28 protein-coding genes are annotated in these 26,275 nt (G+C 71.7%); 13 read left to right on the top strand and 15 right to left on the bottom strand.

What is annotated here, in order from left to right; all coding sequences use genetic code 11:
* Positions 1 to 104: 104 nt before the first annotated feature.
* Complete coding sequence (locus FGW31_RS23540; RefSeq protein ID WP_142195473.1) at positions 105 to 311, top strand: hypothetical protein; 207 nt, start codon at positions 105 to 107, stop codon at positions 309 to 311.
* Between the two features lie 270 nt (positions 312 to 581).
* On the opposite strand, the gene FGW31_RS23535 is transcribed toward FGW31_RS23540, so the two are convergent.
* Positions 582 to 1,964 (bottom strand): glycine--tRNA ligase, encoded by a 1,383-nt coding sequence (locus tag FGW31_RS23535; protein WP_142195472.1) that lies wholly within the window; start codon positions 1,962 to 1,964, stop codon positions 582 to 584.
* A gap of 160 nt (positions 1,965 to 2,124) precedes the next feature.
* On the opposite strand from FGW31_RS23535, the gene FGW31_RS23530 reads away from it, so the two are divergent.
* From FGW31_RS23530 to FGW31_RS23515, 4 genes are all read left to right on the top strand, one after another.
* Complete coding sequence (locus FGW31_RS23530) at positions 2,125 to 3,153, top strand: metal ABC transporter solute-binding protein, Zn/Mn family (RefSeq protein WP_142195471.1); 1,029 nt, start codon at positions 2,125 to 2,127, stop codon at positions 3,151 to 3,153.
* 23 nt (positions 3,154 to 3,176) lie between these two features.
* The gene (locus tag FGW31_RS23525; RefSeq protein WP_142195470.1) at positions 3,177 to 3,944 is read left to right on the top strand and encodes a metal ABC transporter ATP-binding protein; all 768 of its coding nucleotides are present in this window, start codon (positions 3,177 to 3,179) and stop codon (positions 3,942 to 3,944) included.
* Complete coding sequence (locus FGW31_RS23520) at positions 3,944 to 4,846, top strand: metal ABC transporter permease (protein WP_142195469.1); 903 nt, start codon at positions 3,944 to 3,946, stop codon at positions 4,844 to 4,846. The genes FGW31_RS23525 and FGW31_RS23520 overlap by 1 nt, the downstream gene beginning before the upstream one ends.
* 62 nt (positions 4,847 to 4,908) lie before the next feature.
* Positions 4,909 to 5,331 carry a Fur family transcriptional regulator gene (locus FGW31_RS23515; RefSeq protein WP_142195468.1) on the top strand — a complete coding sequence of 141 codons (423 nt, stop codon included), beginning with the start codon at positions 4,909 to 4,911 and terminating at the stop codon, positions 5,329 to 5,331.
* Between the two features lie 379 nt (positions 5,332 to 5,710).
* Here FGW31_RS23515 and FGW31_RS23505 read toward each other — a convergent pair whose 3' ends face one another.
* From FGW31_RS23505 to FGW31_RS23485, 5 genes are read right to left on the bottom strand one after another with little or no spacing between them, the layout of a single operon-like run.
* The gene (locus tag FGW31_RS23505) at positions 5,711 to 6,241 is read right to left on the bottom strand and encodes a YcxB family protein (RefSeq protein ID WP_142195466.1); all 531 of its coding nucleotides are present in this window, start codon (positions 6,239 to 6,241) and stop codon (positions 5,711 to 5,713) included.
* 30 nt (positions 6,242 to 6,271) lie between these two features.
* A complete protein-coding gene (locus FGW31_RS23500) occupies positions 6,272 to 7,111 on the bottom strand; it encodes an isoprenyl transferase (protein ID WP_142195464.1) in 840 nt (279 codons plus the stop codon).
* Positions 7,112 to 7,148: 37 nt separating this feature from the next.
* A complete protein-coding gene (recO, locus tag FGW31_RS23495; protein ID WP_142195463.1) occupies positions 7,149 to 7,895 on the bottom strand; it encodes a DNA repair protein RecO in 747 nt (248 codons plus the stop codon).
* Positions 7,896 to 7,916: 21 nt separating this feature from the next.
* Positions 7,917 to 8,132 (bottom strand): hypothetical protein, encoded by a 216-nt coding sequence (locus FGW31_RS23490; protein WP_142195462.1) that lies wholly within the window; start codon positions 8,130 to 8,132, stop codon positions 7,917 to 7,919.
* Entirely contained in the window at positions 8,129 to 8,338 is a 210-nt protein-coding gene (locus FGW31_RS23485) for a hypothetical protein (RefSeq protein ID WP_142195460.1), read from the bottom strand. Before FGW31_RS23485 ends, FGW31_RS23490 begins: the two co-directional genes overlap by 4 nt.
* A 115-nt stretch (positions 8,339 to 8,453) precedes the next feature.
* On the opposite strand from FGW31_RS23485, the gene FGW31_RS23480 reads away from it, so the two are divergent.
* The 4 genes from FGW31_RS23480 to FGW31_RS23465 all read left to right on the top strand — a co-directional run bounded on the left by FGW31_RS23480 (position 8,454) and on the right by FGW31_RS23465 (position 11,649).
* Positions 8,454 to 9,287, top strand: a complete 834-nt coding sequence (locus FGW31_RS23480; RefSeq protein WP_142195459.1) for a helix-turn-helix domain-containing protein — start codon at positions 8,454 to 8,456, stop codon at positions 9,285 to 9,287.
* Complete coding sequence (locus tag FGW31_RS23475) at positions 9,269 to 9,466, top strand: DUF397 domain-containing protein (protein ID WP_142195458.1); 198 nt, start codon at positions 9,269 to 9,271, stop codon at positions 9,464 to 9,466. The genes FGW31_RS23480 and FGW31_RS23475 overlap by 19 nt, the downstream gene beginning before the upstream one ends.
* 210 nt (positions 9,467 to 9,676) lie before the next feature.
* Positions 9,677 to 11,221 (top strand): alpha/beta hydrolase, encoded by a 1,545-nt coding sequence (locus tag FGW31_RS23470; RefSeq protein WP_142195457.1) that lies wholly within the window; start codon positions 9,677 to 9,679, stop codon positions 11,219 to 11,221.
* A gap of 107 nt (positions 11,222 to 11,328) precedes the next feature.
* The gene (locus FGW31_RS23465) at positions 11,329 to 11,649 is read left to right on the top strand and encodes a hypothetical protein (RefSeq protein WP_142195456.1); all 321 of its coding nucleotides are present in this window, start codon (positions 11,329 to 11,331) and stop codon (positions 11,647 to 11,649) included.
* Between the two features lie 9 nt (positions 11,650 to 11,658).
* Here FGW31_RS23465 and FGW31_RS23460 read toward each other — a convergent pair whose 3' ends face one another.
* Genes FGW31_RS23460 through FGW31_RS23450 form a run of 3 tightly spaced genes read right to left on the bottom strand, consistent with a single transcriptional unit; the run spans position 11,659 to position 15,782 of the window.
* On the bottom strand, positions 11,659 to 12,321 hold the full coding sequence (locus FGW31_RS23460) for a response regulator transcription factor (protein ID WP_142195455.1): 663 nt from the start codon (positions 12,319 to 12,321) through the stop codon (positions 11,659 to 11,661).
* Positions 12,318 to 13,637: a sensor histidine kinase gene (locus tag FGW31_RS23455; RefSeq protein ID WP_373303329.1), complete on the bottom strand. Its 1,320-nt coding sequence runs from the start codon at positions 13,635 to 13,637 to the stop codon at positions 12,318 to 12,320. Before FGW31_RS23455 ends, FGW31_RS23460 begins: the two co-directional genes overlap by 4 nt.
* 60 nt (positions 13,638 to 13,697) lie before the next feature.
* Positions 13,698 to 15,782, bottom strand: coding sequence for an MMPL family transporter (locus FGW31_RS23450; RefSeq protein ID WP_142195454.1), 2,085 nt, complete (start codon positions 15,780 to 15,782; stop codon positions 13,698 to 13,700).
* A gap of 195 nt (positions 15,783 to 15,977) precedes the next feature.
* On the opposite strand from FGW31_RS23450, the gene FGW31_RS23445 reads away from it, so the two are divergent.
* Positions 15,978 to 17,198, top strand: a complete 1,221-nt coding sequence (locus FGW31_RS23445; protein ID WP_142195453.1) for a GNAT family N-acetyltransferase — start codon at positions 15,978 to 15,980, stop codon at positions 17,196 to 17,198.
* On the opposite strand, the gene FGW31_RS23440 is transcribed toward FGW31_RS23445, so the two are convergent.
* The 3 genes from FGW31_RS23440 to leuA form a co-directional block, all read right to left on the bottom strand.
* Positions 17,188 to 18,153 carry an FAD-dependent oxidoreductase gene (locus FGW31_RS23440; RefSeq protein WP_233452563.1) on the bottom strand — a complete coding sequence of 322 codons (966 nt, stop codon included), beginning with the start codon at positions 18,151 to 18,153 and terminating at the stop codon, positions 17,188 to 17,190. The genes FGW31_RS23445 and FGW31_RS23440 overlap by 11 nt on opposite strands.
* A gap of 216 nt (positions 18,154 to 18,369) precedes the next feature.
* Positions 18,370 to 19,071 carry a TerB family tellurite resistance protein gene (locus tag FGW31_RS23435; protein ID WP_142195451.1) on the bottom strand — a complete coding sequence of 234 codons (702 nt, stop codon included), beginning with the start codon at positions 19,069 to 19,071 and terminating at the stop codon, positions 18,370 to 18,372.
* Between the two features lie 188 nt (positions 19,072 to 19,259).
* Complete coding sequence (leuA, locus tag FGW31_RS23430; RefSeq protein WP_142195450.1) at positions 19,260 to 20,981, bottom strand: 2-isopropylmalate synthase; 1,722 nt, start codon at positions 20,979 to 20,981, stop codon at positions 19,260 to 19,262.
* 330 nt (positions 20,982 to 21,311) lie between these two features.
* On the opposite strand from leuA, the gene FGW31_RS23425 reads away from it, so the two are divergent.
* The 3 genes from FGW31_RS23425 to FGW31_RS23415 all read left to right on the top strand — a co-directional run bounded on the left by FGW31_RS23425 (position 21,312) and on the right by FGW31_RS23415 (position 24,073).
* Complete coding sequence (locus FGW31_RS23425; RefSeq protein ID WP_142195449.1) at positions 21,312 to 22,382, top strand: M4 family metallopeptidase; 1,071 nt, start codon at positions 21,312 to 21,314, stop codon at positions 22,380 to 22,382.
* Between the two features lie 21 nt (positions 22,383 to 22,403).
* Positions 22,404 to 22,670, top strand: a complete 267-nt coding sequence (locus FGW31_RS23420) for a protealysin inhibitor emfourin (RefSeq protein WP_142195448.1) — start codon at positions 22,404 to 22,406, stop codon at positions 22,668 to 22,670.
* Between the two features lie 92 nt (positions 22,671 to 22,762).
* The gene (locus FGW31_RS23415) at positions 22,763 to 24,073 is read left to right on the top strand and encodes a GH1 family beta-glucosidase (protein ID WP_142195447.1); all 1,311 of its coding nucleotides are present in this window, start codon (positions 22,763 to 22,765) and stop codon (positions 24,071 to 24,073) included.
* Here the strand turns inward: FGW31_RS23415 and era are convergent, their stop codons facing one another.
* The 3 genes from era to FGW31_RS23400 form a co-directional block, all read right to left on the bottom strand.
* Positions 24,074 to 25,027, bottom strand: coding sequence for a GTPase Era (gene era, locus FGW31_RS23410; RefSeq protein ID WP_161174815.1), 954 nt, complete (start codon positions 25,025 to 25,027; stop codon positions 24,074 to 24,076).
* A gap of 124 nt (positions 25,028 to 25,151) precedes the next feature.
* Positions 25,152 to 25,631, bottom strand: coding sequence for a hypothetical protein (locus FGW31_RS23405; RefSeq protein ID WP_142195445.1), 480 nt, complete (start codon positions 25,629 to 25,631; stop codon positions 25,152 to 25,154).
* A 235-nt stretch (positions 25,632 to 25,866) separates the two neighbouring features.
* Positions 25,867 to 26,220 (bottom strand): cytidine deaminase, encoded by a 354-nt coding sequence (locus tag FGW31_RS23400; RefSeq protein WP_142195444.1) that lies wholly within the window; start codon positions 26,218 to 26,220, stop codon positions 25,867 to 25,869.
* Positions 26,221 to 26,275 lie beyond the last annotated feature (55 nt).

Raw genomic sequence — 26,275 nt, 5'->3', positions numbered from 1 at the left:
CGATCCGGGACGGGCGCACGGTCGTTCCCGCACGGGGACGGAGGCACGGTCGTTCCCGAACGGGGCAGACGAACGGCGACACCCGACGCGGAGCCGGAGGAGTCATGCCGCGGACCGACTCGAGCAAGGTGAGCCGCTGGGACCTGCACGGCCGTGAACACGTCGTGCGGGTCCAGCGCACCGGTGTGCAGCGCACGATCAGATGCGACACGTGCGGCTGGCGCAGGGGCGCGCAGTTCCTGCCGTGGCTCAAGGCGGAGGAGCATCTCGCCGAGGCGCACCAGGCGACGGTGCACCCGGCCGGGACATGAGGCTCCCGGCCGGACATGAGGCTCCCGGCCGGGACGTGAGCGCCCGGCCGCCCCACCCGTGTTCCGGTGAACGCGCGGGCCCACGGCCCGTGCCCCGGGAACGCGCCGGTCCCCGGCCCGTGTTGCGGTGAAGGCGCCGGCCCCCAGCCGGTGTCCCACGAACGCGCAGGCCCGCAGCCCCTGTTCACCGCGAACGCGCAGGCCCCCGGACCGGGACCGCTGACGGGTCCGGGCCGGGGGCCGATGTGTCCGGCTCGTGCCGGACGGAAGCTAGGCGCCGATCAGACGCGAGGCCAGGTAGCCCTCGATCTGGTCCAGCGAGACACGCTCCTGCTTCATGGTGTCGCGCTCGCGCACCGTCACCGCGTTGTCGTCCAGGGTGTCGAAGTCGACGGTCACGCAGAACGGCGTACCGATCTCGTCCTGGCGGCGGTAGCGGCGGCCGATCGCACCGGCGTCGTCGAACTCGATGTTCCAGTTCTGCCGCAGCGCCTGCGCCAGGCCCTTGGCCTTCGGCGACAGCTCCGCGTTGCGGGACAGCGGGAGCACCGCGACCTTGACCGGGGCGAGGCGGTGGTCGAGCCGCAGCACGGTCCGCTTCTCCATCTTGCCCTTGGCGTTGGGCGCCTCGTCCTCGACGTACGCGTCGAGCAGGAACGCCAGCATCGCGCGGCCGACACCGGCCGCCGGCTCGATGACGTACGGCGTCCAGCGCTCGCCGGCCTCCTGGTCGAAGTACGACAGGTCCTGGCCGGAGGCCTTGGAGTGCGCGCCGAGGTCGTAGTCGGTGCGGTTGGCGACACCCTCCAGCTCGCCCCACTCGCTGCCGCCGAACTGGAAGCGGTACTCGATGTCAGCGGTGCGCTTGGAGTAGTGGGAGAGCTTCTCCTTCGGGTGCTCGTACCACCGCATGTTCTCCTCGCGCATGCCGAGGCCGGTGTACCAGTTCCAGCGCTGCTCCATCCAGTACTCCTGCCACTTCTCGTCCTCGCCCGGCTTGACGAAGAACTCCATCTCCATCTGCTCGAACTCGCGGGTGCGGAAGATGAAGTTGCCCGGCGTGATCTCGTTGCGGAAGGACTTGCCCATCTGGGCGATGCCGAACGGCGGCTTGCGACGCGAAGCGACCTGCACCTGGGCGAAGTTGGTGAAGATGCCCTGGGCGGTCTCGGGACGCAGGTAGGCGATGGAACCGGAGTCCTGCGTCGGGCCGAGGTGGGTGGAGAGCAGACCGGAGAACTGCTTGGGCTCGGTGAAGGTGCCCTTGTTGCCGCAGTTGGGGCAGTTGAGGTCGGCGAGGCCGTTCTCCGGGGCGTGGCCCTTCTTCTCCTCGTACGCCTCCTCCAGGTGGTCCGCGCGGAACCGCTTGTGGCAGGAGGTGCACTCGGTCAGCGGGTCCGTGAACGTGGCGACGTGACCGGAGGCCACCCACACCTCGGGGGCCAGGATCACGGACGAGTCGATACCGACCACGTCCTCGCGCGACGTCACCATGTAGCGCCACCACTGGCGCTTGAGGTTCTCCTTGAGCTCGACACCCAGCGGCCCGTAGTCCCAGGCGGCACGCTGGCCGCCGTAGATCTCACTGCAGGGGAATACGAAGCCACGGCGCTTGCTCAGGCTGACGATGGTGTCGATCTTGTCGGCGGCCACGGTGCTCTCTTCATTACGACGACGGGCGACGAAGCGAGATGCTTCCAGCGAATGACTCAGGTTACCGGCGTGGACTGCCCCTCGACCAAATCGGTGCCCCCTACAGGCCTCTCACGTGCTTTGTTGACAACGGTTTCCATATTTGTTGAAAATGAGTGTCATGAACGTACGACGACACCACATATCCGCGGCGGCACTGGCCGCGGTCACCGCGCTCGGCCTCGGCACCCTGACCGCCTGCTCCTCGGACAGTGCCGCCGCGGGCAACACGGACAAGTTCGACGTCGTCGCCTCGTTCTACCCGATGGCGTTCCTCGCCGAGCAGATCGGCGGCGAGCACGTCAACGTCACCAGCCTCACCGAGCCCGGCCAGGAGCCGCACGACCTGGAAATCAGCGCCAAGCAGACCGCGCAGCTCCAGGAGTCCGACGCGGCGCTCTACCTCAAGGGCCTCCAGCCGTCCGTCGACGAGGCCATCGGCCAGTCCGGCATCAAGACGAAGATCGACGCCGCCACGCTGACCTCACTGGAGGAGCACGGCGCCGAGGTCGGCGGCCACGCGGAGGAGCACGCCGACGAGCACGCCGACGAGCACGCCGAGGAGCACGCCGACGAGCACGCCCACGAGGACGAGCACGGGCACGAGCACAGCCACGAGACCGAGGGCGGCAAGGACCCCCACATCTGGCTCGACCCGGTCAAGTACGCCGAGGTCGCCGAGGGCGTCGGCAAGGCCTTCGAGAAGGCCGACCCGGACCACGCCGCCGACTACAAGAAGAACACCGAGGCCCTGGTCGGCAAGCTCAACGACCTCGACACCACGTTCGAGACCGGCCTGAAGGACAGGAAGACCGACGTCTTCATCACCACGCACGCCGCGTTCGGCTACCTCGCCGAGCGCTACGGCCTGACCGAGGAGGCCATCAGCGGCCTCGACCCCGAGTCGGAGCCCAGTGGCGCCCGCGTCAAGGAACTCGCGAAGACCGCCAAGGCCGACGGCGTCACCACCGTCTTCTACGAGACGCTGGTCAGCGACAAGACCGCCAAGACCCTCGCCGGCGACGCCGGACTGAAGACGGACGTCCTCGACCCGATCGAGGGCATCACCGACACGTCCCGCGGCGACGACTACTTCCAGGTCATGGAGGCCAACCTCAAGGCCCTGCAGACGGCTCTGGGAGCCAAGTGACCGACCCATCTCAGGAGGGCAGCATGACCGAGCCCGTCATCGCCCTGCGCGGCGTCCGCGCAGAACTCGGCTCACGCCCCGTCCTGCGCGGCATCGACCTCACCGTGCACCGCGGTGAGGTCGTCGCCCTGCTCGGCGCCAACGGTTCCGGCAAGTCGACGGCCGTGCGCAGCGTCATCGGCCAGGTGCCGGTCAGCGCCGGCGAGGTCGACCTCTTCGGCGTGCCGCGGCGCCGGTTCCGCGACTGGGCGCGCGTGGGCTACGTCCCGCAGCGCACCACCGCCGCGGGCGGCGTCCCCGCCACGGTCACCGAGGTCGTCTCCTCCGGCCGTCTCGCCCGTACCCGCTTCGGTCTCTTCCGCAGGGCCGACCGGGAGGCCGTACGGCAGGCCCTGGAGCTGGTCGGCATGGCGGACCGCGCCAAGGACTCCGTGGACGCGCTCTCCGGCGGGCAGCACCAGCGCGTGCTGATCGCCCGCGCGCTCGCCGCCGCACCCGAACTCCTGATCATGGACGAGCCGATGGCCGGCGTCGACCTGGCCAGCCAGGCGATCCTCGCGGACACCCTGCGCCACCAGGTGTCCGAGGGCGCCACCGTGCTGCTCGTGCTGCACGAACTGGGTCCGCTGGAGCCCCTGATCGACCGGGCGGTCGTCCTGCGCGACGGCTGCGTCCTGCACGACGGCCCGCCTCCGAAGGCGGTCGGCCAGCACGCGCTGCCCGGCCACGACCACGTACACCCGCACGCACCGGCGGGCACCGAACCGATCCGCACGGGACTGCTCAGCTGATGGAGATCCTCGACTACGCCTTCATGCAGCGGGCGCTGCTCGCCGCCGTCCTGGTCGGCATCACCGCGCCCGCCGTCGGCATCTACCTGGTCCAGCGCCGCCAGGCCCTGATGGGCGACGGCATCGGCCACGTCGCGATGACCGGTGTCGGCCTCGGCTTCCTGCTGTCCTGGTCGCCGGTGTGGATGGCGACGCTGGTCTCCGTGCTCGGCGCGCTGTTCATGGAGCTGGTCCGCTGGTACGCCAAGACCCGCGGCGACATCGCCCTCGCGATGCTGTTCTACGGCGGCATGGCGGGCGGCGTGATGTTCATCAACCTCGCGCCGGGCGGCTCCACCACGAACCTGTCGTCGTTCCTGTTCGGCTCCCTGTCCACGGTCTCCGAGTCCGACGTGACCTCGATCTGCCTGCTGGCCGCGTTCGTCGTGCTGATCACCGTCGGTCTGCGCCGGCAGCTGTTCGCGGTCAGCCAGGACGAGGAGTTCGCGCGGGTGACGGGCCTGCCGGTGCGGTTCCTGAACCTGCTGACGGCGATCACCGCGGCGGTGACGGTGTCGGTCGCGATGCGCGTGGTCGGCCTGCTGCTGGTGAGCGCGCTCATGGTGGTGCCCGTCGCGGCGGCCCAGCAGCTCACCCGCAGCTTCGCCGCCACCTTCGCCATCGCCGTCGCGATCGGCGTGAGCGTGACCATCGGCGGCACGGTCACCTCGTACTACCAGGACGTGCCGCCCGGCGCGACGATCGTGCTGCTGACGATCGGCGCGTTCATCGCGCTGACCGCGCTGGCCGCTCCGCTGGCCCGCCGCCGCGCCCGCGCCCTGGCCGCCGCGCAACCCGGCGGCGATCCGGCAGAGTGCGCGATTCCGGCCACCCGCAAGGACCGCGACGAGGTCGGCGCCTGACTGCCCTCTGCCCGGACTGGCACAATGGCCCGGGCAGAGGCCAGATGTGAGGAGGCATTCCCGTGACGACCGCAGGACCGCCCGTGAAGGGCCGCTCCACCCGGCAGCGTGCCGCCGTGGCGGCGTGCCTCCAGGAGGTCGACGAGTTCCGCAGCGCGCAGGAACTCCACGACATGCTCAAGCACAAGGGCGACTCGGTCGGGCTCACGACGGTCTACCGCACCCTTCAGTCCCTGGCCGACGCCGGCGAGGTCGACGTCCTGCGCACCGCCGACGGCGAGTCCGTGTACCGCCGCTGCTCCACCGGTGACCATCACCACCACCTGGTCTGCCGCAGCTGCGGCAAGGCCGTCGAGGTGGAGGGCCCGGCCGTGGAGAAGTGGGCCGAGGCCATCGCCGCCGAGCACGGCTTCGTCAATGTGGCGCACACCGTCGAGGTCTTCGGCACCTGCGCGGAGTGCGCGGCGGCCGCGGACGCCGGCTGAGCCCGCGGCGGCGGCCGCCCGTCAGGGCAGCATGTCGCCGAGGTTCACGCAGGAGTACGAGCCGTCGTCGTTCCTGCCCACGCTGTCGTGGGACCAGCAGTGCAGGACCGGTGCGAGCGTCCACAGCCGCACCGCGACGAGGACGCCCAGGACGGCGACGGCCCCCGTCCCGCGTACGACCGCCGTCCCGCGAGCGCCAGTCCGCCGGCGGCGAGCAGCGCGGCGAACACCGGCGTGCAGACGACGAGCGGCGCGTTGTTCCGCTGGAGTCCCGGGAACGACTCCGTCTCGACGGTGCCCGGGAACCCGAACAGCACGACGAGTCCCGCGAAGGCGAAGACGGCGCCCGCCGCGCGCCCGCGCGCCACACGGACGCCCGTCATACGCGCGGCAGGTGCCGGTCGAGCAGGTCCCGCAGCCGCGCGAGGTCGTCCTCGCCGCGCAGGCCGCGCTTGGGCGCGACCTCCAGGACCAGGATGTTCGGGTCGCGGCTGAGCAGCACCAGGTGCTCGGGGGTTTCGCGGTAGCCGCGGAACAGTGTCCAGCGCTGTACGAGTGTCGTGTGCTCGGTGTCGACCGCGATCCCGGAGTCGGTGACCGTGGCACGGTACTCGCCCTGCCAGGAAACGGTCCGGAACACATGGTTGGCCTGGAGCCGGGGCGTGCCCCAGATCAGGGCCGCGGTCAGCAGCGACAGTGCGGTCAGCACCGCGGCGTCCGCCCCGCCGAGCGCGGTGAACGCGGCGAACCCGGCACAGAGCACGGTGAAGATCCACCGCACCGGTGCCAGTCCGCGCACGCGCTCCCGGACCTGGATGCCCCGGAGGATGTCCGTGCGCGTCGGCCGGAAGGCCAGCTCGACGGCGTCGGTGCCGCTGTCCCGGATGATGTCCCGCCCCTGGTGAACCATGGGCGGAACCCTAGCGTCCCGTTGTCGGGGTCAGCTCTCGGACTGCCTGCCCTCCATGGCCAGCAGTTCCTCGTTCGGGATGGCCCCGCCGAAGCGGCGGTCGCGGGAGGCGAATTCCAGACAGGCCCGCCACAGGTCACGGCGGTCGAAGTCCGGCCACAGCACGTCCTGGAAGACCATCTCGGCGTACGCGCTCTGCCACAGCAGGTAGTTCGAGGTGCGCTGTTCACCGCTCGGCCGCAGGAACAGGTCCACGTCCGGCATGTCCGGGTAGTACATGTACTTCTGCAGCGTCTTCTCGCTGACCTTCGACGGGTCGAGCCGTCCGGCCTTCACGTCCTCCGCGAGCGCCTGCGCGGCGTCGGCGATCTCCGCCCGGCCGCCGTAGTTCATGCAGAAGTACAGGGTGAGCCGGTCGTTGTCCTTGGTCTGCTCCTGGGCGATCTGGAGTTCCTTGGCGACGGACTTCCACAGCTTGGGCATCCGCCCGACCCACCGCACCCGGATTCCCAGCTCGTCCAGCTGGTCCCGGGTCTTGCGGATGAAGTCGCGGTTGAAGTTCATCAGGAAGCGCACCTCGTCGGGTGAGCGCTTCCAGTTCTCGGTGGAGAAGGCGTACAGGGAGATCGCGCCGACGCCCATCTCGATGCCGCCCTGGAGCACGTCCAGCACCCGCTCGGCCCCGACCTTGTGCCCCTCGGTGCGCGGCAGTCCCCGCTCCTTCGCCCACCGCCCGTTGCCGTCCATGACGATCGCCACATGGTTCGGGACGAGCTCCCCGGGGATCTTCGGGGGCCGCGCGCCGGAGGGGTGCGGTTCCGGCGTCCTGTACTCCCGGCGCTGACGCCCCAGGAACCCGCGTACCACCATGTGCTTCTCGTCTCCTTCGGCTGGTGTGCTGTGTGGCTTACTTCTCGACGTACCGCAGCGAGCGCAGGCCGCGCTCCAGGTGCCAGTGCAGGTAGGCGGACACCAGTCCGCTGCCCTCCCGCACGTACCGCGCCTCGCAGGCGTCGGCGGTCTCCCAGTCTCCCGTGAGCAGCGCTCCGAGGAGTTCCAGGGCCTGCGGCGAGGGTACGACGCTGCCGGGCACCCGGCAGTCGGCGCAGACGGATCCGCCGGACGCGACGGAGAAGAACCGGTTGGGTCCGGGCATCCCGCACTTCGCGCAGTCGGTGAAGCTGGGCGCGTACCCGTTGACGGCGAGGGAGCGCAGCAGGAACGCGTCGAGCACGAGATGCGGGGCGTGCTCGCCCCGGGCGAGCGTCCGCAGCCCTCCGACGAGCAGCAGGTACTGCTGCACCGCCGGCTCGCCCTCGTGATCGGTGAACCGCTCGGCGGTCTCCAGCATGGCCGTCCCGGCGGTGTAGCGCGCGTAGTCGGTGACGATGCCGCCGCCGTACGGCGCGATCGTCTCGCTCTGCGTGCACAGCGGCAGGCCGCGTCCGACCAGCTCGCTGCCCTTCGAGAAGAACTGCACGTCCACGTGCGAGAACGGTTCGAGGCGCGCACCGAACTTGGACTTCGTCCGGCGCACGCCCCTGGCCACGGCGCGTACCCGGCCGTGACCGCGTGTGAGCAGGGTGATGATCCGGTCCGCCTCACCCAGCTTCTGGGTGCGCAGCACGATGCCGTCGTCGCGGAACAGACTCATGGCACCCATTGTCGCCTACGTTCAAGGCACCTCTCCGCGACTGCGGGCATTGGCGTACGCCGTCGCCACGCTCAGCCGCTCCGCGGGTGTGGCGTGCCGCACGACCCCCGGGTCGGCGTCCCACTCCCTGCCGCCGCCGTGCGGTCGCAGCTGGACATAGGGCCCCTCATGCCCCATGACGATGCCGATCCGCTCGGTCCGGGTGTCCACGACGTACGCGCCGACGGGCGGCTTCATCGCACCACCGCCGCCGCGATCCTGCGCGCGGTCTCCACGGAACACCGCCCCAATTCGACGAGCGGACAGGGGGCCTCCCGCGCAAGACTCACCGGGTCCAGGCCCAGTGACGGCAGGGAAATTCCGGCCTTCGCGAGTGCCGCCCGCAATTCCTTCACCACTTCCTCCGCTTCTTCGACGCAGAGCGCCGAGTGTCGTGCCTTCACGGTGATCCCCTCGCTATTCCGGTTTCACTCTTCGCATGCCCAGAATGCCGCGTCGCGCCTACACTCGGCAGGAGCTTGCGCACTACAAGTGCGAGGCAGTACAAGGGGGTTGGTTGTGGCCAATGGTTCACGGCAAGCGGCCTGGGAGTTCTTCGGTGCGGAGCTGAAGCGCCGACGGGAGGACGCGGGGTTCACGCAGGTCGAGCTGGGGGCGCGGGTCTTCGTGTCCGGCGGCTATATCGGTCAGTTCGAACAGGCCATTCGCAAGCCGCAATTGGACGTGGCCCAGCGGATCGACGCGTCACTGCAAACCGACGGCTTTTTCGAACGGCTCTGGCGGAAGCTCATCAAGGACCAGCCCTATACGGAGTACTTCGCTCACGCAGCCGAGCTGGAACGGCTGGCCACTGAAATCTGCGAGTACGCACCGGCTGTCGTCCCCGGGCTCCTGCAAACAAGGGAGTATGCGCGGGCGATGTTCCTGGCGGGCAATCCGTTCGCCACCGACGAGTACATCGAGGAACTGCTCAAGGGCCGCATGGACCGGACACGGCTCCTGAGGGACGCCACGCGGCCGGTGTACTGGGTCGTGCTGCACGAGGCGGTGCTGCGCGTGGCGGTGGGAGGTGCGGCGACCATGGCGCACCAACTCGACCACATCGCCGCGATGACGGGTGAGCGCAAGGTGCTGTTGCAGGTGCTGCCGTTCTCTGCGGGGGCGCATCCGGCCATGGGCAAGATGATGTGGCTGTTGGAGTTCGAGGACTCGCCGCCGACTGTCTATACGGAAGCCGTGCTGTCGGGGAATCTGCTGGACGAACCGGCGCTGGTGAAGCGAATCCGGGCGTCATACGATCACATCAGGGCCGCCGCGTTGTCGCCGGAGGCGTCCCTGGCCCTGATCGAGTCGGCAGCGGAGGACTTCAGACGATGCGAGGGTATGAGCTGAGCAAAGCCCGCTGGCGCAAGAGCAGCCACAGCGGCGGTGACGGTGGCGAAGCCTGCCTCGAAGTCGCCGACGGAGTTCCGGGTGTCGTGCCCGTTCGGGACAGCAAGGTGGACGGGGGGCCGGTGATCGTTGTCGGGGCGGTCGCCTGGGCGGAGTTCATAGCCGGGGTCGGCCGGTAGCGGGGAAGGCGACGGAGGGACCGTACGGGGCGGCAGTCCACAAGGACCTCGGCCCGGCCGGTCCCTGACCCGGCCCGCGGAAGCACGACACTCGCGAAGATGCCGGCGGGCCCAACGGCCACTGGCCGGCAGGCCCTGGGGCAAACCCCCGTAGGGACACGCCCGTTGCCCGGATGGGAGCGGGAGCGCGCTGCCGCGAGGCTCGTGGACATGTCGCCCACCACCACACACACCCTCGCCCTCACGGCCGTACCCGCCGCCCTGCTGGTCGCCCTGCTGCCGCCGCTGACCGCCGACGCCGTACCCGGCACCGCGGCGCGGCCCGCGCTGACCTGGGCCCCCTGCGCGGGCACGAGCGCCACGGCCGACGCCCGTCAGGAGTGCGCCACGCTCCGGGTCCCCATGGACCACGCCGACCCGACCGGCCCGCAGATCTCCCTCGCCCTGTCCCGGATACCCGCCGAGAACCCGGACAGCAGGCACGGCGCCCTGCTCCTCATCCCGGGCGGGCCGGGCGGTTCCAGCATCGACGACCCTTCCGGCAAGGGGCAGAAACTGCCCCGGGAGATCCGTGACCAGTACGACCTCATCGGGTTCGCGCCCCGCGGCCTCGCACCGTCCACCTCGGTCGACTGCAAGCTGGAGCCCACCGACCTCGCCGCCGCCAAGCTGCGCCCCTGGCCCGCCCCGGACGGCTCCATCGGCCGGAACATGGCCACCGCCGAACGCCTCGCCACCGCCTGCGCCCACAACGGCGGAGAGCTGATCCGTCACCTCGACACCCGCAACAACGCCCGCGACCTCGACCGCGTCCGGGCCGCGCTCGGAGAGCGGAAGATCTCCGCGTGGGCCGTGTCGTACGGGACGTACGTGGGCGCCGTGTACAGCCAGATGTTCCCGCACCGCACCGACCGGATCGTGCTGGACAGCAACGACGACCCCGACCCGGTCCGGGCGAACCGCGCCTGGCTCGCCGCACACGAACAAGGCGTCGAGGACGTCTTCCCGCACTTCGCGGCGTGGGCGTCGAAGCCCGGCAACCCGGACCGGGTCGCGGAGACGGCCGCGGAGGTACGTCCGCTGTTCCTGCGGCTCGCCGCCCGCCTCGACCGCGAGCCGATCCCCTGGCCCGGCGCCGACGCCGGGGAACTGAACGGCAACGTGCTGCGCCAGACCATGCTGGACAGCCTCTACCGGCCGGGCAGGTACCCGGCCCTCGCGCAGCTGATGCGGGCGGCCCGGCAGGGCACCGTGCCGCCCGTGCCGCCCGCCCCGCCCGAGTCGGTCGTGCAGAACGTGACCGCCGTCGGCGTCGGGACGCTCTGCAACGACGTGGCGTGGCCCACCTCGCCCGCCGTGTACGAGAAGGGCGTCGCCGACAGCCGCGCCGAGTACCCGCTCACCGCCGGCATGCCCCGCAACGCGCTCCCGTGCGCCGCCTGGCCCCACCAGCCCCGCGAGGCCCCGGTGCGGATCACCGGCCGAGGGCCGTCCAACATCCTCCTGGTGCAGAACCGACGGGACGTCGCCACTCCGCTCGGCGGTGCGTGGAAGCTCCGCGAGGCGTTCGGACGGCGGGCGGTCATGGTCACCGTCGACTCCACCGGCCACCACGCCTACCTCGCCGAGGGCAACGCCTGCGGCGACCGCACCGTCTCCCGCTTCCTCGCCACCGGCGCACGCCCCGACCGGGACACGTACTGCCCCCAGGACGGCACACCCGCACCCCGGGCCGTTCGTCCGACCGGACGATGAACTGCCGATGACGCCAATGGGCTGACGCCGTGCCGGGACCGCAACCGGGGCGGGCGCGGGCGGCCTCCTGTCCTGCAGAACCGGCACTGCTTGGTGAGGAGACCGACATGACCGCCACCGCTTTCGAGTACGGCCCGAAGCATGCCTTCGTCGACCCCTGCACCGCGGCCGGCGGCGCGGACTCCGTCCGGTGGCCCCCGGCGGAGGGGCAGCGGGACGGCGACTACCTGCTGCCGCCGCCGCGCCCGGCCGAGCGGCTCGACATCGCCCTCGACCCGCGCGACCGCCGCCGCCTGGAACTGCACGCCGCGCTGACCGCCGCCGGCATCCCGCCCGCCCCCGAGGACCGCGAAGCCATCGAAAGCCTGAGCGCGCTGTCCGGCAGCATCAACACCACCATCCAGCGGTGGCTCAACCACACCCTGTGAGCCGCCGGTTCACGAACCGCCGGGCGTCACCAGCCCCGACTCGTACGCCACGATGACCAGTTGGGCCCGGTCCCGCGCGCCGAGCTTGCCCATGATGCGGCTGACGTGGGTCTTCGCGGTGAGCGGACTCAGTCCCAACGACTCGGCGATCTCCGTGTTGTTCAAGCCGCGCGCGACCAGCGCCAGCACCTCCCGCTCCCGGTCCGACAGGCACTCGGGACCGGCGGTCGGCGGCGCGGCCGGACTGCGCAGGAACCGCTCGATCAGCCGGGCCGTCGGCCCCGGCGACAACAGCGCCTCCCCGGCGGCCACCGTACGGATCGCGTCCAGCAGTTCGGCGGGCCGGGTGTCCTTCACCAGGAACCCGGACGCGCCGGCGCGCAACGCGTCCACGATGTTCTCGTCGGTGTCGTAGGTGGTGAGGACCAGCACCTTCACACCGGCGAGATCGTCGTCGGCCGCGATCAGACGCGTCGCCTCGATGCCGTCGAGGTCCGGCATCCGGATGTCCATGACGACCAGGTCGGCCCGCTCCGTGCGGGCCAGTTCCGCCGCCTGCCGGCCGGTGGCCGCCTGCCCGACGACCTCCATGTCGGGTGCCGACTCGACGAGCATCGCGAACGCCTCCCGCACCAGCGTCTGGTCGTCGGCGAGCAGCACGCGGACGGTCATCCCGTTCCCTCCCGTGTCGCGGGCGTCGCCGCGCCGAGCGGCAGCGTCGCGGTGACCTGGTAGCCGCCGCCCTCACGCGGCCCGGCGTCGAGTGTGCCACCGACACTGCGGGCCCGTTCCCGCATGCCGACCAGGCCGAAGCCGGGAACGCCACCGGGCGTGGGACCGGTGCCGTCGTCGACGACGGACAGCCGCAGCACGCCGTCCGCCTCCCGCAGGTCGACCCGGACCGCCGGTTCGGGCCCGGCATGCCGCACCGCGTTGGTCAGCGCCTCCTGCACCAGACGGTAGACGGCCGCACCCACCGCCGGCGGCACCGCGTCACCGACCCGGACCTCGTGCTCCACCCGGGCGCCCGACGAACGCGCCGCCTCCACCAGATCCGGCACGCCGTCGATGCCGGCCAGCGGGCCGCGCGCGTCCCCGGACCCGTTGTCGCGCAGCACCTCCAGCGTCGTACGCAGCTCACCGCGCGCCGTCCGGCAGGTCTCCGCGATGTCGTCGAGGGCCTTGGCGACGGTCTCCCGGTCGAGCCGCTCGGGATCGGCGGCCAGGACGTGCGCGGCGACGGACGTCTGCACACCGATCAGGGTGATGCTGTGGGCGAGCAGGTCGTGCAGGTCGCGGGCGATGCGCAGGCGTTCCTCGGCGACCCGGCGGCGGGCCTCCTCCTCCCGGGTGCGTTCCGCCCGCTCGGCGCGTTCGACGATGGCGGCGACGTACTGGCGGTAGAAGCGGACGTCGACACCGAAGACCAGCACCGCCACCACCCAGCCGGTGATGCGGACCAGCTCCACGAAACCGTCGGGATTGGTGAGCGCGTTCAGCGTGAGGGTCGTGCCGATGACCAGGGTGCCGATGACCAGGGTGCGCCGGGGCGTGCTGGTCGACGCGACCGAGTAGAGGGCGACCATCGAACCGGCGACGGGAGCGGCGTGGCTGTAGTCCAGGGCGTGGTACGGCACGACCGTCACCAGCGCCAGCAGCAGCACCAGCAGCGGCCGGCGCCGCCGCCAGGCCAGCGGGACGTGCGCCGCGAGCAGCAGGGTCCAGCCGAGCGCGTCGGGTGTGCGCCCGTGGTCGACGAGCAGCGCCAGGGCAGCGGCCAGCGCGGCCGTGCACACGGCGAGCACCGCGTCGTGGCGGACGGCGTGCGGGACAGTCAACGGGTCACGGTTGACCGCGGCCATGATCCGCTCGCCCAGGCGGAGCCGCGCCGCCGCCGGTTCCGCCGGTTCCGTCGCCGCGGGGTCCGCTGTCGTGGTGGTCGCTGTCGTGGTGTCCGCTGTCGTGGTGGTCGGCTGCACGGGGTCCATCCTCCGGGAGGACGGCGCCCCTCCGGCAGGGAGGGGCGCCCTTGGTCGGGTCGCGGGCGGCTACACCGGTTCCGGCTGCCGTTCGCGTACGGCCGGCTCCGGTGCCCGGGACAGCCGGCCGGGCCACCACATCCGGCGGCGCAGCAGCACGCTCGCCGTCGTCACCAGGTAGGTGCGGACGAGGAAGGTGTCCAGGAGGACGCCGGCCGCGATGACGAAGCCGAGTTCGACCAGGCCCACCAGCGGCAGGGTGGTGAGCACCGCGAAGGTCGCGGCCAGCACGACGCCCGCGGAGGCGATCACCCCGCCGGTGGTGCGCAGCGCGGTGAGCGCGGCGGCCTCGGGTTCGGCGCCGTTGAGGGACTCCTCCCGCATCCGGTGCATCAGGAAGATGCCGTAGTCGACACCGAGGGCGACCAGGAAGACGAACGACAGCAGCCCGAGCCCCGGGTCGGTGCCGGCGAAGCCGAACAGCGGCTCGAAGACCAGCCCGCCGAGACCGAGGGCCGCGCCCCACACGGCGACCACCGCGGCCAGCAGCAGCAGCGGCGCGACAAGGCTGCGCAGCAGCACCACGAGAATCCCGAACACGGCCGCGAGCACCAGCGGCACGATCACCGAACGGTCGCGGGCCTCACTGGCGGCGAGGTCGAGCCGCTGCGCGCTGGGGCCGCCGACGTGCGCGCCGAGACCGTCGCCGTCGAGGCCGTCGCGGAGCGCCTCGATGGTGCGGGTCTCGCCCGCCGACTCGGGTGCGGCGGTGGCGAACACGGAGATCTCGGTCCAGCCGCCGCCGCTGCGTCCCGCGGCCGCCTCGGCGACTCCCTCGGTGCCACGGGCCCGCTCCAGTACGGCGTCCGCCCGGTCGGCCGGCGCCATCACGGTGAGCGGGCGGGTGCTGCGCTCGGGATACTCCCGCTCCAGGGTCTGCAGGGCGGTGATGGACTCCGGCCGGTCGGTGAAGGAGTCCTCCTGCTTGAGGTCGCCGGTCAGGTTGAGCGTGCCGAGGGCCAGCGCGCCGAGGAGTGCGGCGCCGCCCGCGAGGACGGCCGCCGGCCGGCGCGCGGCGGAGGTGCCCATGACGGCGAACAGTGACCGGCGGGCCCTGGGCGCGCTGCCGAAGGCGGGGATCAGCGGCCAGAACACGCGCCGGCCGAGCAGCACGAGCACCGCGGGCAGCAGCGTCGTCATCGCGACCAGCGCGGCGAGCACCCCGACCATGCCGACCGGGCCCATGCCGCTGCTGCTGTTGAGGTCGGCGGCGAGCAGGCACAGCAGCCCGGCGGCGACCGTGCCGGAGGAGGCGAGGACCGCCGGTCCGCAGCCGCGCAGCGCGGCACTCATCGCGTCGTACGGCCGTTCGTGGCGGCGCAGTTCCTCCCGGTAGCGGGAGATCAGCAAAAGCGCGTAGTCGGTGCCGGCGCCCAGGACGAGGACGGTCATGATGCCGCCGCTCTGCCCGGTGACGGTGACGTCGAACAGTGCGTGCAGTCCGTAGCCGACGGCCATGGCCAGGGCGGTGGCGACGCCCGCCACGGCGAGCGGCACCAGCCACAGGAACGGGCTGCGGTAGATCAGCACGAGCAGCACGGTGACGACGGCGAGCGTGGCCAGCAGCAGGGTGCCGTCGATCGTCTCGAACACCGTGCCCATGTCGGTGTTGAGCGCGCCGGGCCCTCCGACCTCGGCACTCAGCCCGCCCGTGCCCACGGTGATCTCGCGCACCCCGTCGACGAACGCGTCCCGGGCGTCCTCGTCCTGGCCCGGCTGGGTGCTGGAGACCGCGTACATGAGGGTGTCGCCGTCCCCGGACGGGACGCCCCGGGGCGGCTGCGACAGCTCGTAGGCGTCCTCGACCTCGGCGACCTGCGCGGCGGCCGCACTCCGGTCGGCGGCGGTCAGCCCGCCGTCCCGGTGGTACACGAGCACCAGGTCGGTGGACTCGCCGCCGGGCAACTCCTCCTGGATCCGGGCCACCTGGGTGGAGTCGGCGCTGTCGGGCAGATAGTCGACGGCCCGGTTCTGCTGGACCTCGCCGAACCTGCCGGCCAGCGGCCCGACGAACACCAGCGCGGCCAGCCACAGGCCGACCACCACCCAGGGCACGGCGCGTCGCCGCCGTATGCGTGTCATTGCGGCCCCCATGGAACGGGCTCCCCTCCGGTCGGACGTCTGAGTCGCCCTCCAGACTTCCGGCACGACGGACACGGAACGTCGGGCGTGAGGCCGAGTTGCGCGGTACTGCCGCGGGTGACGGCGAGGGGGCGGTACTCCCCGGGGAGTAGCGGGCCGGAACAGGCCATTGCCGGAGGTCGGTGGCGTGGGCTATGCATGACGTCCATGACCACGGTGTCCACCAGACCGGCCGCTCCGTCCGAATTACCCGGACTGCACGCCTTGTTGGCGTCGTGGTGCGAGGCGGAGGCCGCGCCGCCGCCCCGGGCCCTGGAACACTGCGTACGGCACGGTCTGGTGCGCGTGGCCGAGGTGGACGGGGCCGTGGTGGGATGCACGGCCGCCGAGTCGCCCTCGTCCGGTCATCTGCGGGTGTCCGTGGTCGCCGTCGCCCCCGGTGCGCGCCTGCGGGGAGTGGGCGCCCGGCTGGTGAAGGACGTTCTCGACGAGGCGGCGCGGACACCCGGGGAGCGGCCCACGATCTCCGCCGTCATCGGCATCGGAGATCTGGACTCCGCTCGTTTCCTGCTGGCGTGCGGGTTCATCGGGACGCGTGTCTTCCGGTCCGGCGGGGCCGGCGGCGGGCCGCGTATCCAGTACCAGCACAAGCTGCGTGTCGACTACGTGGACCCCGACGCCCGCCACCTGGTGCCGACCGCGCTGCCGGAACAGCTCGCCGATTCGCTGGCGCCGGACGACCACGCGGTGACCGGACTGGTCACCCTGGCCGACGGCCCGGCCTTCGAGATCACCCGTTTCGAACGGGACGACCCCGCGTCCCTGCAGTCCGGGGAGGCGGCGGCGGGCATCGCCTTCTCCGGGTCGCTGCTGGCCGCCATCACGTTCCTGCTGGGCATCTCCTTCACGTCGGACCGGTTCCCCGACGACGTGCGGCTGGTCCTCATCGGCGCGACCTTCAGCACCATGCTGTCGCTGATCGTCTACGCGAGTGCCTCCGGCGAGCTGGCCCGGATCCGCGCCAACTCCTTCGGCCGGATCATGAAATGGGGCAACGTCCTGTCCGAGTACGGCGGTGTGCTGCCGTTCCTGATCTCGCTGCCGGTCATCTTCGCCGGGGTGAGCCACAGCCGGTGGATGACGATGGTCCTGGCGTTGGTGGTGAGCGTCTCGATCGCCGGCTACGAGTGGTCCGAGTTCTCCATCGCCCACCGGTTCCGCAACACCGGGCCGGGCGCCACGCTGATGGTGCTCACCGCGGTGTCCCCGCTGTTCGGTGCCGCCGCGGTGACCACCGGTTCGGTGAGCTGGCCCTGGACGCTGCTGCTGATCGTCACGCTCGCGGTGCGGACGTGGCTGTATCTCGTCCGCCGCGGTCCGGAGGGCGGGATCGCCAAGCGGCGCGGGCAGTGGCAGATCAGGGCGTGAGGCCCAGCAACCGCCGTACCCGCTCCGCCGTTTCGCGTGCGCAGCCCCAGGAGAGGGTGATCCCGCCGCCGCCGTGACCGTAGTTGTGCAGCACGGTGGTGGCGCCGAGCCGCTCCTCCTCGAACCGGATCTCCGGGCGCTTGGGGCGCAGCCCCACCCGGCGTTCGAGGACGCGGGCGCCCGCCAGCCGGGGCTCGACGGCGACGCAGCGTTCGATGATGCCCCGGGCCGCCTCGTCGTCCGGGACGGTGTCCCCGCGGCCCGGTTCGGCGGTGCCGCCGAGGACGACGGTGCCGGCGTGCGGGTAGATGTAGGTGAGGGTGTCGGCGTCCGGGGTGTCGTCGCAGAAGAACTCCCGGACACCGGGGTTCTCGACGACGACCAGTTGGCCGCGTACGGGCTCCAGGGACGGGTCGGGCACCAGGGAACGCGCCCCGGCGCCCGAGCAGTTCACCAGGACGGGGGCCCGTTCGCGCAGGGCGTCGGCGAGGGTGCCGTAGTGGTGGCGGCTCAGGCGCCCGCCCGCCGTCTTCAGCCGCCGTGCGAGATGGGCGAGGTAGCGCGGCATGTCGACGACCGGGGCGCGGTAGCGCCACCCGGTGACGAATCCGGGCCGAAGCTCGTCGGGGGCGCAGGCGCGGGCGCCGACCAGCGGCGCCCAGACGGGAAGGTCGCGCGGGACTCGGGACTCCTGGGTGCCTTCCACCAGCCGGATCCCGCTGTCCTCGTCCTCGCTCAGCGCGGTCAGCTCGGTGAGCGTGGCGCTGCTCCAGCGCTCCACCAGCGCGGCGGGCCGCACCAGGTAGGGGTCCCACATCGCGCCGGCCGCCGCCGAGGTCGTCGCGGCCGGTTCCCGGTCGCTGACGACCCGCACGTCCACCCCGTACTCCGCCAGGCAGACGGCCGTGGTCAGTCCCACGACGCCCGCACCGATCACCACCACGCCGTCCGCCACTGCCCGTCTCCCGTGAGGAGTCACTGTCCCGTCCGGAGATCCCAGCATCGCATCGGGCCGGGCGGGACGCCGGGCGGCCGGGCGGCCGCTTTCGGCCAGGACGGGGTGCCGGCCGCTCGTTTCGGCCAGGACGGCGTGCGGACCGCTGGATTCGGTCAGGGGTCGGTGCGCGGGCCGGTGCTTCCGGTCAGGACGGTGGGCGGGCTGCCGGTTCGGTCAGGACGGTGTGCGGGCCGCCGCCAGCAGGCGGGTCACGTCGTCCGAGCAGATGGTGAGGGCCGCGCCCACGGTGGTCAGGGCGTCGCGTTCGGCGGGGGTGTAGGGGCCGTCGGCGAGGGCGATGCGGGCGCCCTGGAGGAGGATCGACTCGCGGCCCGGCGCGGCGAGGTGCGGGGCCAGCGGGTCGAGGGCCTCGTGCAGCTCGATGGCCAGTCCGGCGGCGCACGGCTCGCCGGTGAAGCGGCCGGTGTCCGCCTCCAGCGCCTCCACGAGCGCGGCCAGCTGCTCCTCCGTGCAGTCGTCGAAGCCGGCGGCGCGCACCGCGGCCGTGGCGGTTTCCAGGGAGGCGCGGGAGCAGGTGCCGCCCGCGGCGAGGACCGCGAGGGCGACGGTGTGCACGGCGTCGCGGAGCATCGCGGAGAAGCGGGTGGTGGTGGGGTGGTCCAGGACGTCGGTGCCGAAGTGGCGGCGGCAGGCCGCGCACTCGACGACCGGCCCGGTCTCGCCGCGCGGCAGCACCGGCACGCCGAACAGCGCGAAGCGGCGGTGTCCGGTCAGCCGCTGGTAGTTGCGGTCGCCGCCGCAGCCGGGGCAGAAGAACTCGCCGTCGCCGACCGGCGTCCACGAGGTGCGGGTGCCCAGCAGGCGGGACAGTCTGGTGGCAGCGGCACGGCCGTTGGGTCCCCGTCCTGGCAGCACGTCGCACCTCCATATGGCCACAGCACCATCGCCGCGCTTGCGTGATGTTAGCCACATCCGGGAGGCTGAGTCAGTACCCCGGACGAGACCTTTCCGTGACCTGCACAGCAATTGGCCGGGAAACGACGGGGGGCCCCCCCCCCGCCGGTACGGGGGGACGGACCCCTCGGATCCCGCGAAGCGGCTGTTCAGCGCGCCGCGCGGTTGACGGCCGAGACGACCGCCTTCAGCGAGGCCCGCGTGGTGTTCGCGTCGATTCCGATGCCCCACAGCACCTTGTCGCCGATGGCGCACTCGATGTACGAGGCGGCCTGCGCGGAGGCGCCCTCGCTCATCGTGTGCTCCTGGTAGTCCAGCAGGCGTACGTCGATGCCGATGCCCTGCAGTGCGTGGAAGAACGCCGAGATCGGGCCGTTGCCGGTGCCGACCAGGGTGGTCTCCACGCCGTCGACGGTGGCCTCGACGGTGAGGGTGTCCACGCCGTCGCGGTCGGTGGTGGACTGGCCGTTGGCGACCTGGATGCGGCCCCAGGGGTTCTGCGGGTTGGGCAGGTACTCGTCCTGGAAGACGGCCCAGATGTCGGCCGGGGTGATCTCGCCGCCCTCGGCGTCCGTCTTCGCCTGGATGATCTTGGAGAACTCGATCTGCATCCGGCGCGGCAGGTCCAGCTTGTGGTCGTTCTTCAGGACGTACGCGATGCCGCCCTTGCCGGACTGCGAGTTGACGCGGATGACGGCCTCGTAGGAGCGGCCGACGTCCTTGGGGTCGATGGGCAGGTACGGCACGGCCCACTCGATGTCGTCCACGGTGACGCCGCGCGCGGCCGCGTCGGCCTCCATCGCGTCGAAGCCCTTCTTGATGGCGTCCTGGTGGGAGCCGGAGAAGGACGTGTAGACCAGGTCGCCCACGTACGGGTGGCGCGGGTGGACCTCCATCTGGTTGCAGTACTCCCACGTACGGCGGATCTCGTCGATGTCGGAGAAGTCGATCTGCGGGTCGACGCCCTGCGAGAACAGGTTCATGCCCAGGGTGACCAGGTCGACGTTGCCGGTGCGCTCGCCCTGCCCGAACAGGCAGCCCTCGACGCGGTCGGCGCCGGCCATCAGGGCCAGCTCGGCGGCGGCGACGGCGGTGCCGCGGTCGTTGTGCGGGTGGACCGACAGGCAGACGTGCTCGCGGCGGGAGAGGTTGCGGTGCATCCACTCGAAGCGGTCGGCGTGCGTGGAGGGGGTGGAGCGTTCGACGGTGGCGGGCAGGTTGAGGATGATCTCGCGGCCCGGGCCGGGCTGGTAGACGTCCATCACCGCCTCGCAGACCTCCAGCGCGAAGTCCAGCTCGGTGTCGGTGAAGATCTCCGGGCTGTACTGGTAGCCGAACTCGGTCTCCGGGCCCAGCAGCTTCTCGGCGTACTCCATGACCAGCCGGGTGCCGTCGACGGCGATCTGCTTGATGTCGTCCCTGGAGCCGCGGAAGACGACGCGGCGGAAGACCGGGGCGGTGGCGTTGTACAGGTGGACGGTGGCCCGCCTGGCGCCCTTCAGGGACTCCACCGTGCGCTCGATCAGGTCCTCGCGGGCCTGGGTCAGTACGGAGATGGTGACGTCGTCCGGGATGGCGTCCGGGTCCTCGATGATCGAGCGGACGAAGTCGAAGTCGGTCTGGCCGGACGCAGGGAAGCCGACCTCGATCTCCTTGTAGCCCATCTTGACCAGCAGGTCGAACATGGCCCGCTTGCGGGCGGGCGACATGGGGTCGATCAGGGCCTGGTTGCCGTCGCGCAGGTCGGTGGAGAGCCAGCGGGGGGCGGTGGTGATGCGCTTGTCCGGCCAGGTGCGGTCCGGAATGTCGACCTGCTCGTAGCGGCCGTACTTGTGGATCGGCATGGGGCTGGGCTGCTGGCGGTTCGCCATGATGCGTGGGGCTCCTCGGTGGTCCGCGGAATGTCCGATGGGACGGCCGACGGCGCAACGCCAGACTCCGCGGGGAGGGGGTCGGCCTCTACTGCAGACCCTCACCGCGGCAGCTAAGGAGAAGCAGCCCGAAACGCATGATGCTCCGCAGCATAGCCGAGACGCATGCCACGCGAGGGTCCGTATCAGTATGCGGGACCGGCGGGATTAACTGGACAAAAAGTGCCGTATACCACTTACAGGCGGCGGGGGCGGCGGAGTGGCCGGAGATTTCATCCATCGTGGTTGCGGGTGGTGACAGTGACATCACACGGTGCAATGGTGCCGGGTATGACCCACAACGGGGGCTTCGAGCCCGTCTTCTGCTCCATCGTCCCGCCGCACGTCCTCGACCGGCTCGCGCAGGCCGACGATCCCGTGCTCGCCGGTCCCGCGCGCCGCACCCTGCAACGCGACGCCTACGAACGCACCCAGCGCCGGCTGACCACCGTGGTCGGCGCGCCGGCCGTCGCGCCGCTCGCCGAGGCCGAGCGCGCCAAGCCGCACCGCACCGTGTACGACGCCGGGCACGGCACCGACCTGCCGGGCGAGAAGGTCCGCGGCGAGGGCGACGCGCCCGGCGGGGACGCCACCGTCAACCGCGCCTACGCCGGTCTGGGCGCCACGTTCGAGCTGTTCCTCAAGGCGTACGCGCGCGACTCCATCGACGGCAACGGCCTGCCGATGGTCGCCACGGTGCACTACGACCGGGAGTACAACAACGCCTTCTGGAACGGCGAGCAGATGGTCTTCGGCGACGGGGACGGCGAGATCTTCCTCGACTTCACCATCCCCATCGACGTCATCGGCCACGAACTCGCGCACGGCGTCACGCAGTACACCGCGAACCTGACGTACTTCGGCCAGCCCGGCGCGCTCAACGAGTCCGTGTCGGACGTCTTCGGCGCGCTGATCAAGCAGTACACGCTGGGCCAGACGGCGGCGGAGGCCGACTGGCTGATCGGCGCGGGCCTGCTCGCCCCGCGCGTCACCGGCAAGGCGCTGCGCTCGATGAAGGAGCCGGGCACGGCGTACGACGACGACGTGCTCGGCAAGGACCCGCAGCCGGCGACGATGGACGACTACGTCCGCACCGGCCGGGACAACGGCGGCGTCCACATCAACTCCGGCATCCCGAACCACGCCTTCTACCTGGCGGCCACCACCCTCGGCGGGCACGCCTGGGAGCGGGCGGGACAGGTCTGGTACGACGTCCTGACCGGCGGCGAGCTGCAGCAGGACGCGATGTTCACGGACTTCGCGACGCTCACGGTGAAGGCGGCGCGCGCCCGCTACGGGGAGGGCGAGGAACTGCGGGCGGTGTCGAAGGCCTGGGAGCGGGTGGGGGTGCGCACGCTGTAGTTCCGTACTAGACACGGACCCATGCACATTCAGGTGACACGCACCGGTGGTTTCGCGGGCATCGAGCGGCGGGCCGAGGTGGACACCGCGGGCCGCGCGGACGCCCACGAGTGGCACGCCCTGGCCGAACGGGTGCTGTCCGTCGGCCGGGGCACCCCGCCGGACGGGGTGCCGGACGGCTTCAGCTACCGGATCACGGTGGACGGGAGGACGGTGTACTGCGCCGATCCCCGGCTGACGGACGAGCAGCGCGCACTGATCCGCAGAGTGCTGCGGGAGGGCGCGTAACGGGCCCCGGGCGCACGGGCGTTGACGCGGTGCGGGCCGGGTGCCCGCACGGGCGTTGACGCGGTGCGGGCCGGGTGCGGATGATGCGGGCCATGGCGACGACGAACCCGGTGCCCCGTTTCCCGGCCGGTTTCCTGTGGGGAGTGTCGACCTCGGCGCACCAGATCGAGGGGGCGGCGGACGAGCGGGAGCCGTCCGTGTGGGACGTGTTCACGGCCGAGCCTGGGCGGGTGCGGGACGGCTCGACGGCGGCGGTGGCCTGCGACCACGTCCACCGCCACCGCGAGGACGTGGCGCTGCTGGCCGGTCTGGGCGTGGACGCGTACCGCTTCTCGGTGTCCTGGCCGAGGGTGCGGGCCGAGGGCGGCCTGGACTTCTACGACCGGCTGGTCGACGACCTGTGCGCGGCCGGCGTACGGCCGGTGCCGACGCTGTTCCACTGGGACCTGCCGGCCGGTCTGGACTGGCTGGAGCGGAGCACGGCGGAACGGTTCGCGCAGTACGCGGCCCGGGTGGCCGGGCGGCTCGGTGACCGCGTGACGAAGTGGATCACGCTCAACGAACCGGCCGAGCACACGCTGCTCGGGCATGCGCTGGGGGTGCACGCGCCGGGCCGGAAACTGCTCTTCGACGCGCTGCCGGCCGCCCACCACCAGCTCCTCGCGCACGGCCTGGCGGTGCGGGCGCTGCGGGCGGCGGGTGCGGACGACATCGGCATCGCGAACTCCCACGGCCCGACCTGGCCGGCGTCCGAGGACGAGGCGGACGTGGCCGCGGCCGGTTTCCACGACCTCCTGCTGAACCGGCTGTTCGCCGACCCGCTGCTGCTGGGCCGCTACCCGGAGGGCATCGGCGAGCTGCTGGCGGGCGATGCCGCGGCGGACCTGGAGGTGATCGCCGAGCCGCTGGACTGGTACGGGATCAACTACTACGCGCCGACGCGCGTGGGCGCACCGCTGGACGCGGAGACCGATGTGGGCGGGGTGCGGATACCGGCCGGGCTGCCGTTCTCGGTGCGGGAGGTCGAGGGGTATCCGGTGACGGACTTCGGCTGGCCGGTGGTCCCGGAGGCGCTGACGGAACTCCTCACCGCGTTCCGCGCGCGGTACGGGGACCGCCTCCCGCCGGTCGTGATCACCGAGAACGGGTGCGCCTACGACGGCCTGGACGACCGGGACCGCATCGCCTACCTCGACGGCCACATCCGCGCCCTGCACCGGGCGCTGGAGGCGGGCGTGGACGTGCGCGGCTACTTCGTGTGGTCCCTGATGGACAACTTCGAGTGGGCCGAGGGGTACGCCCGCCGCTTCGGGCTGGTCCACGTCGACTTCGGCACGCTGCGGCGGACCCCGAAGGCGTCGTACGAGTGGTTCAGGCAGCTGCTGCGGGACCAGCGGGCCTGATCAGAAACCGAGCCGCCGCAGCTGCTTCGGGTCGCGCTGCCAGTCCTTGGCGACCTTCACGTGCAGGTCGAGGAAGACCGGGGTGCCGAGGAGCGCCTCGATCTGCTTGCGGGACTTGATGCCGACGTCCTTCAGGCGCTTGCCCTTGGGGCCGATGACGATGCCCTTCTGGCTGGGGCGCTCGATGAAGAGGTTGGCGTGGATGTCGAGCAGGGGCTTGTCGGCGGGACGGTCCTCGCGCGGCAGCATCTCCTCGACGACCACGGCGATGGAGTGCGGCAGTTCGTCGCGGACGCCCTCCAGGGCCGCCTCGCGGATCAGCTCCGCGACCATGACCTGCTCGGGCTCGTCGGTGAGGTCGCCCTCCGGGTACAGCGCGGGGCCCTCGGGCATCAGCGGGATCAGCAGGTCGGCCACCAGCTCGACCTGCTTGTTCGCGGTCGCCGACACCGGGATGATCTCCGCCCAGGTGATGCCGAGTTCCTTGCCGAGCTGGTCGACGGCGATGAGCTGTTCGGCCAGCGCCTTGCCGTCCACCAGGTCGGTCTTGGTGACGATCGCGATCTTCGGGGTCTTCCTGATCCCGGCCAGCTCCTTGGCGATGAAGCGGTCGCCGGGGCCGATCTTCTGGTCGGCGGGCAGGCAGAAACCGATCGCGTCGACCTCCGCCCAGGTGGTGCGCACGACGTCGTTCAGCCGCTCGCCGAGCAGGGTGCGCGGCTTGTGCAGTCCGGGGGTGTCCACGAGGATCAGCTGCGCGTCCTCGCGGTGCACGATCCCGCGCACGGTGTGCCGGGTGGTCTGCGGCCGGTTCGAGGTGATGGCCACCTTCTGCCCGACCAGAGCGTTCGTGAGGGTGGACTTGCCCGCGTTGGGACGGCCCACGAAGCAGGCGAAACCGGCCCTGTGGACAGCGTCGGCGGGCTGCTCGGATGTCTGCGTACGAACACTCATGCCGCCCATTCTCCCTGATCCCCGAGGCCGCGCCGTACCACCTTGCGGATCGGGGCCGAGCGGGGGGCGAGCGGGGCCGGACACCCGGAGGCGTCCGGCCCGCCCGTGCGGTTCCCCGGCGGCGTCAGTCGAAGACGAACGGGCCCGGGGCCTGCGGTCCGGTCGCCTTGCAGGTGATGGTGATGAAACCGAACGCGGTCACCTTCAGCGAGCCGCCGTACGCCTCCAGGCTGTCGCCGGACGCCACGGTTCCGCTGAGCGGGCCGACCTCGAGCGGGTCGCCGGCCGCCATGGCCGGGTTCTTGGTGCCCTTGAACACGGTGGTGCCGCCGCCGGCCTTCACCAGGGTGAGTTCGGAGACCAGGGAGTCCTGGCCGATGGAGACGGGCGCGGTCACCGAGGAGGTGGTGAGGGTGACGGTGGCGGAGGTGCCGTTCTGGGTGGCCGTCAGGGTGGCCTCGCCACCGCCGTAGCTTCCGCAGTCGGCGGTGACGGTCGCCGTCCCGGGGGCGACGGCGGCGGCGGTCGGGGCGAAGGCGAGCCCGCACACCGCGAGCGCGCCTGCCGCCAGGGACACACCTGTTCCGAATCGCTTGCCTCTCATTGGATTCCGGTCCCTTTCCGTGTGGGGGGAATTCCGTGGGGGGACTGCTCGGCGCAGGGGTCCGGACCCGCCGCATCACACCGGCTGACGTGCCGTCAGTACCGGTGTGTCCATTGATGCGCGGGAGGCAGGGTGCGGCAAGGATGAAATCCGGCCTATTTACCGGCGGTAACAGGTGGGTGGGGCGGGCGGGGGCGGACGCCGGTCCGTCCCCGCCCGCGCCCGCGCCGGTGCGTCAGCCCGCGGTGACGGTCTCCCGGACGGTCCCGTCCGGACCGGCCACCAGCACCGGGGTGTCCGGCCCGCCCAGGTCCCGCACGGCCGCGCGGTCCTCGGCCGACGCCGCCTCCGCCTCGGTCACCACCGCCGCCGCCTCCAGCGACTTCGCGCCGGAGGCCACGGCCATCGCCACGGCCGTCTGGAGGGCGCTGAGCCTCAGGGAGTCCAGGGCCACGGTCCCCGCGACATACGTCCGCCCGGTCTCGTCGCGCACGGCCGCGCCCTCGGGCACGCCGTTGCGGGCCCGCGCGGAACGGGCCAGGGTGACGATCTTGCGGTCCTCGGGGTCGAGCGCGCTGCTGTCGGTCATGATCCGAGCATAAGGGGGTGTCGGGGGCGGTCGAGGGGGGAGGCAGGTCGGCCCG

Origin of the sequence: Streptomyces calvus, from assembly GCF_006782915.1 — a bacterium.
GTDB lineage: Bacteria > Actinomycetota > Actinomycetes > Streptomycetales > Streptomycetaceae > Streptomyces > Streptomyces calvus.
This window is presented reverse-complemented; position numbering and strand designations above follow the sequence as displayed.

Bases quoted from the DNA above. Each gene is read 5' to 3' on its own strand.
- FGW31_RS23540 (WP_142195473.1), top strand. From the start codon at position 105: ATGCCGCGGACCGACTCGAGCAAGGTGAGCCGCTGGGACCTGCACGGC.
- FGW31_RS23530 (WP_142195471.1), top strand. From the start codon at position 2,125: ATGAACGTACGACGACACCACATATCCGCGGCGGCACTGGCCGCGGTC.
- FGW31_RS23525 (WP_142195470.1), top strand. From the start codon at position 3,177: ATGACCGAGCCCGTCATCGCCCTGCGCGGCGTCCGCGCAGAACTCGGC.
- FGW31_RS23520 (WP_142195469.1), top strand. From the start codon at position 3,944: ATGGAGATCCTCGACTACGCCTTCATGCAGCGGGCGCTGCTCGCCGCC.
- FGW31_RS23505 (WP_142195466.1), bottom strand. From the start codon at position 6,241: ATGGTTCACCAGGGGCGGGACATCATCCGGGACAGCGGCACCGACGCC.
- FGW31_RS23500 (WP_142195464.1), bottom strand. From the start codon at position 7,111: ATGGTGGTACGCGGGTTCCTGGGGCGTCAGCGCCGGGAGTACAGGACG.
- recO (WP_142195463.1), bottom strand. From the start codon at position 7,895: ATGAGTCTGTTCCGCGACGACGGCATCGTGCTGCGCACCCAGAAGCTG.
- FGW31_RS23490 (WP_142195462.1), bottom strand. From the start codon at position 8,132: ATGAAGCCGCCCGTCGGCGCGTACGTCGTGGACACCCGGACCGAGCGG.
- FGW31_RS23475 (WP_142195458.1), top strand. From the start codon at position 9,269: ATGCGAGGGTATGAGCTGAGCAAAGCCCGCTGGCGCAAGAGCAGCCAC.
- FGW31_RS23470 (WP_142195457.1), top strand. From the start codon at position 9,677: ATGTCGCCCACCACCACACACACCCTCGCCCTCACGGCCGTACCCGCC.
- FGW31_RS23465 (WP_142195456.1), top strand. From the start codon at position 11,329: ATGACCGCCACCGCTTTCGAGTACGGCCCGAAGCATGCCTTCGTCGAC.
- FGW31_RS23460 (WP_142195455.1), bottom strand. From the start codon at position 12,321: ATGACCGTCCGCGTGCTGCTCGCCGACGACCAGACGCTGGTGCGGGAG.
- FGW31_RS23455 (WP_373303329.1), bottom strand. From the start codon at position 13,637: ATGGACCCCGTGCAGCCGACCACCACGACAGCGGACACCACGACAGCG.
- FGW31_RS23450 (WP_142195454.1), bottom strand. From the start codon at position 15,782: ATGGGGGCCGCAATGACACGCATACGGCGGCGACGCGCCGTGCCCTGG.
- FGW31_RS23445 (WP_142195453.1), top strand. From the start codon at position 15,978: ATGACCACGGTGTCCACCAGACCGGCCGCTCCGTCCGAATTACCCGGA.
- leuA (WP_142195450.1), bottom strand. From the start codon at position 20,981: ATGGCGAACCGCCAGCAGCCCAGCCCCATGCCGATCCACAAGTACGGC.
- FGW31_RS23425 (WP_142195449.1), top strand. From the start codon at position 21,312: ATGACCCACAACGGGGGCTTCGAGCCCGTCTTCTGCTCCATCGTCCCG.
- FGW31_RS23420 (WP_142195448.1), top strand. From the start codon at position 22,404: ATGCACATTCAGGTGACACGCACCGGTGGTTTCGCGGGCATCGAGCGG.
- FGW31_RS23415 (WP_142195447.1), top strand. From the start codon at position 22,763: ATGGCGACGACGAACCCGGTGCCCCGTTTCCCGGCCGGTTTCCTGTGG.
- era (WP_161174815.1), bottom strand. From the start codon at position 25,027: ATGAGTGTTCGTACGCAGACATCCGAGCAGCCCGCCGACGCTGTCCAC.
- FGW31_RS23405 (WP_142195445.1), bottom strand. From the start codon at position 25,631: ATGAGAGGCAAGCGATTCGGAACAGGTGTGTCCCTGGCGGCAGGCGCG.
- FGW31_RS23400 (WP_142195444.1), bottom strand. From the start codon at position 26,220: ATGACCGACAGCAGCGCGCTCGACCCCGAGGACCGCAAGATCGTCACC.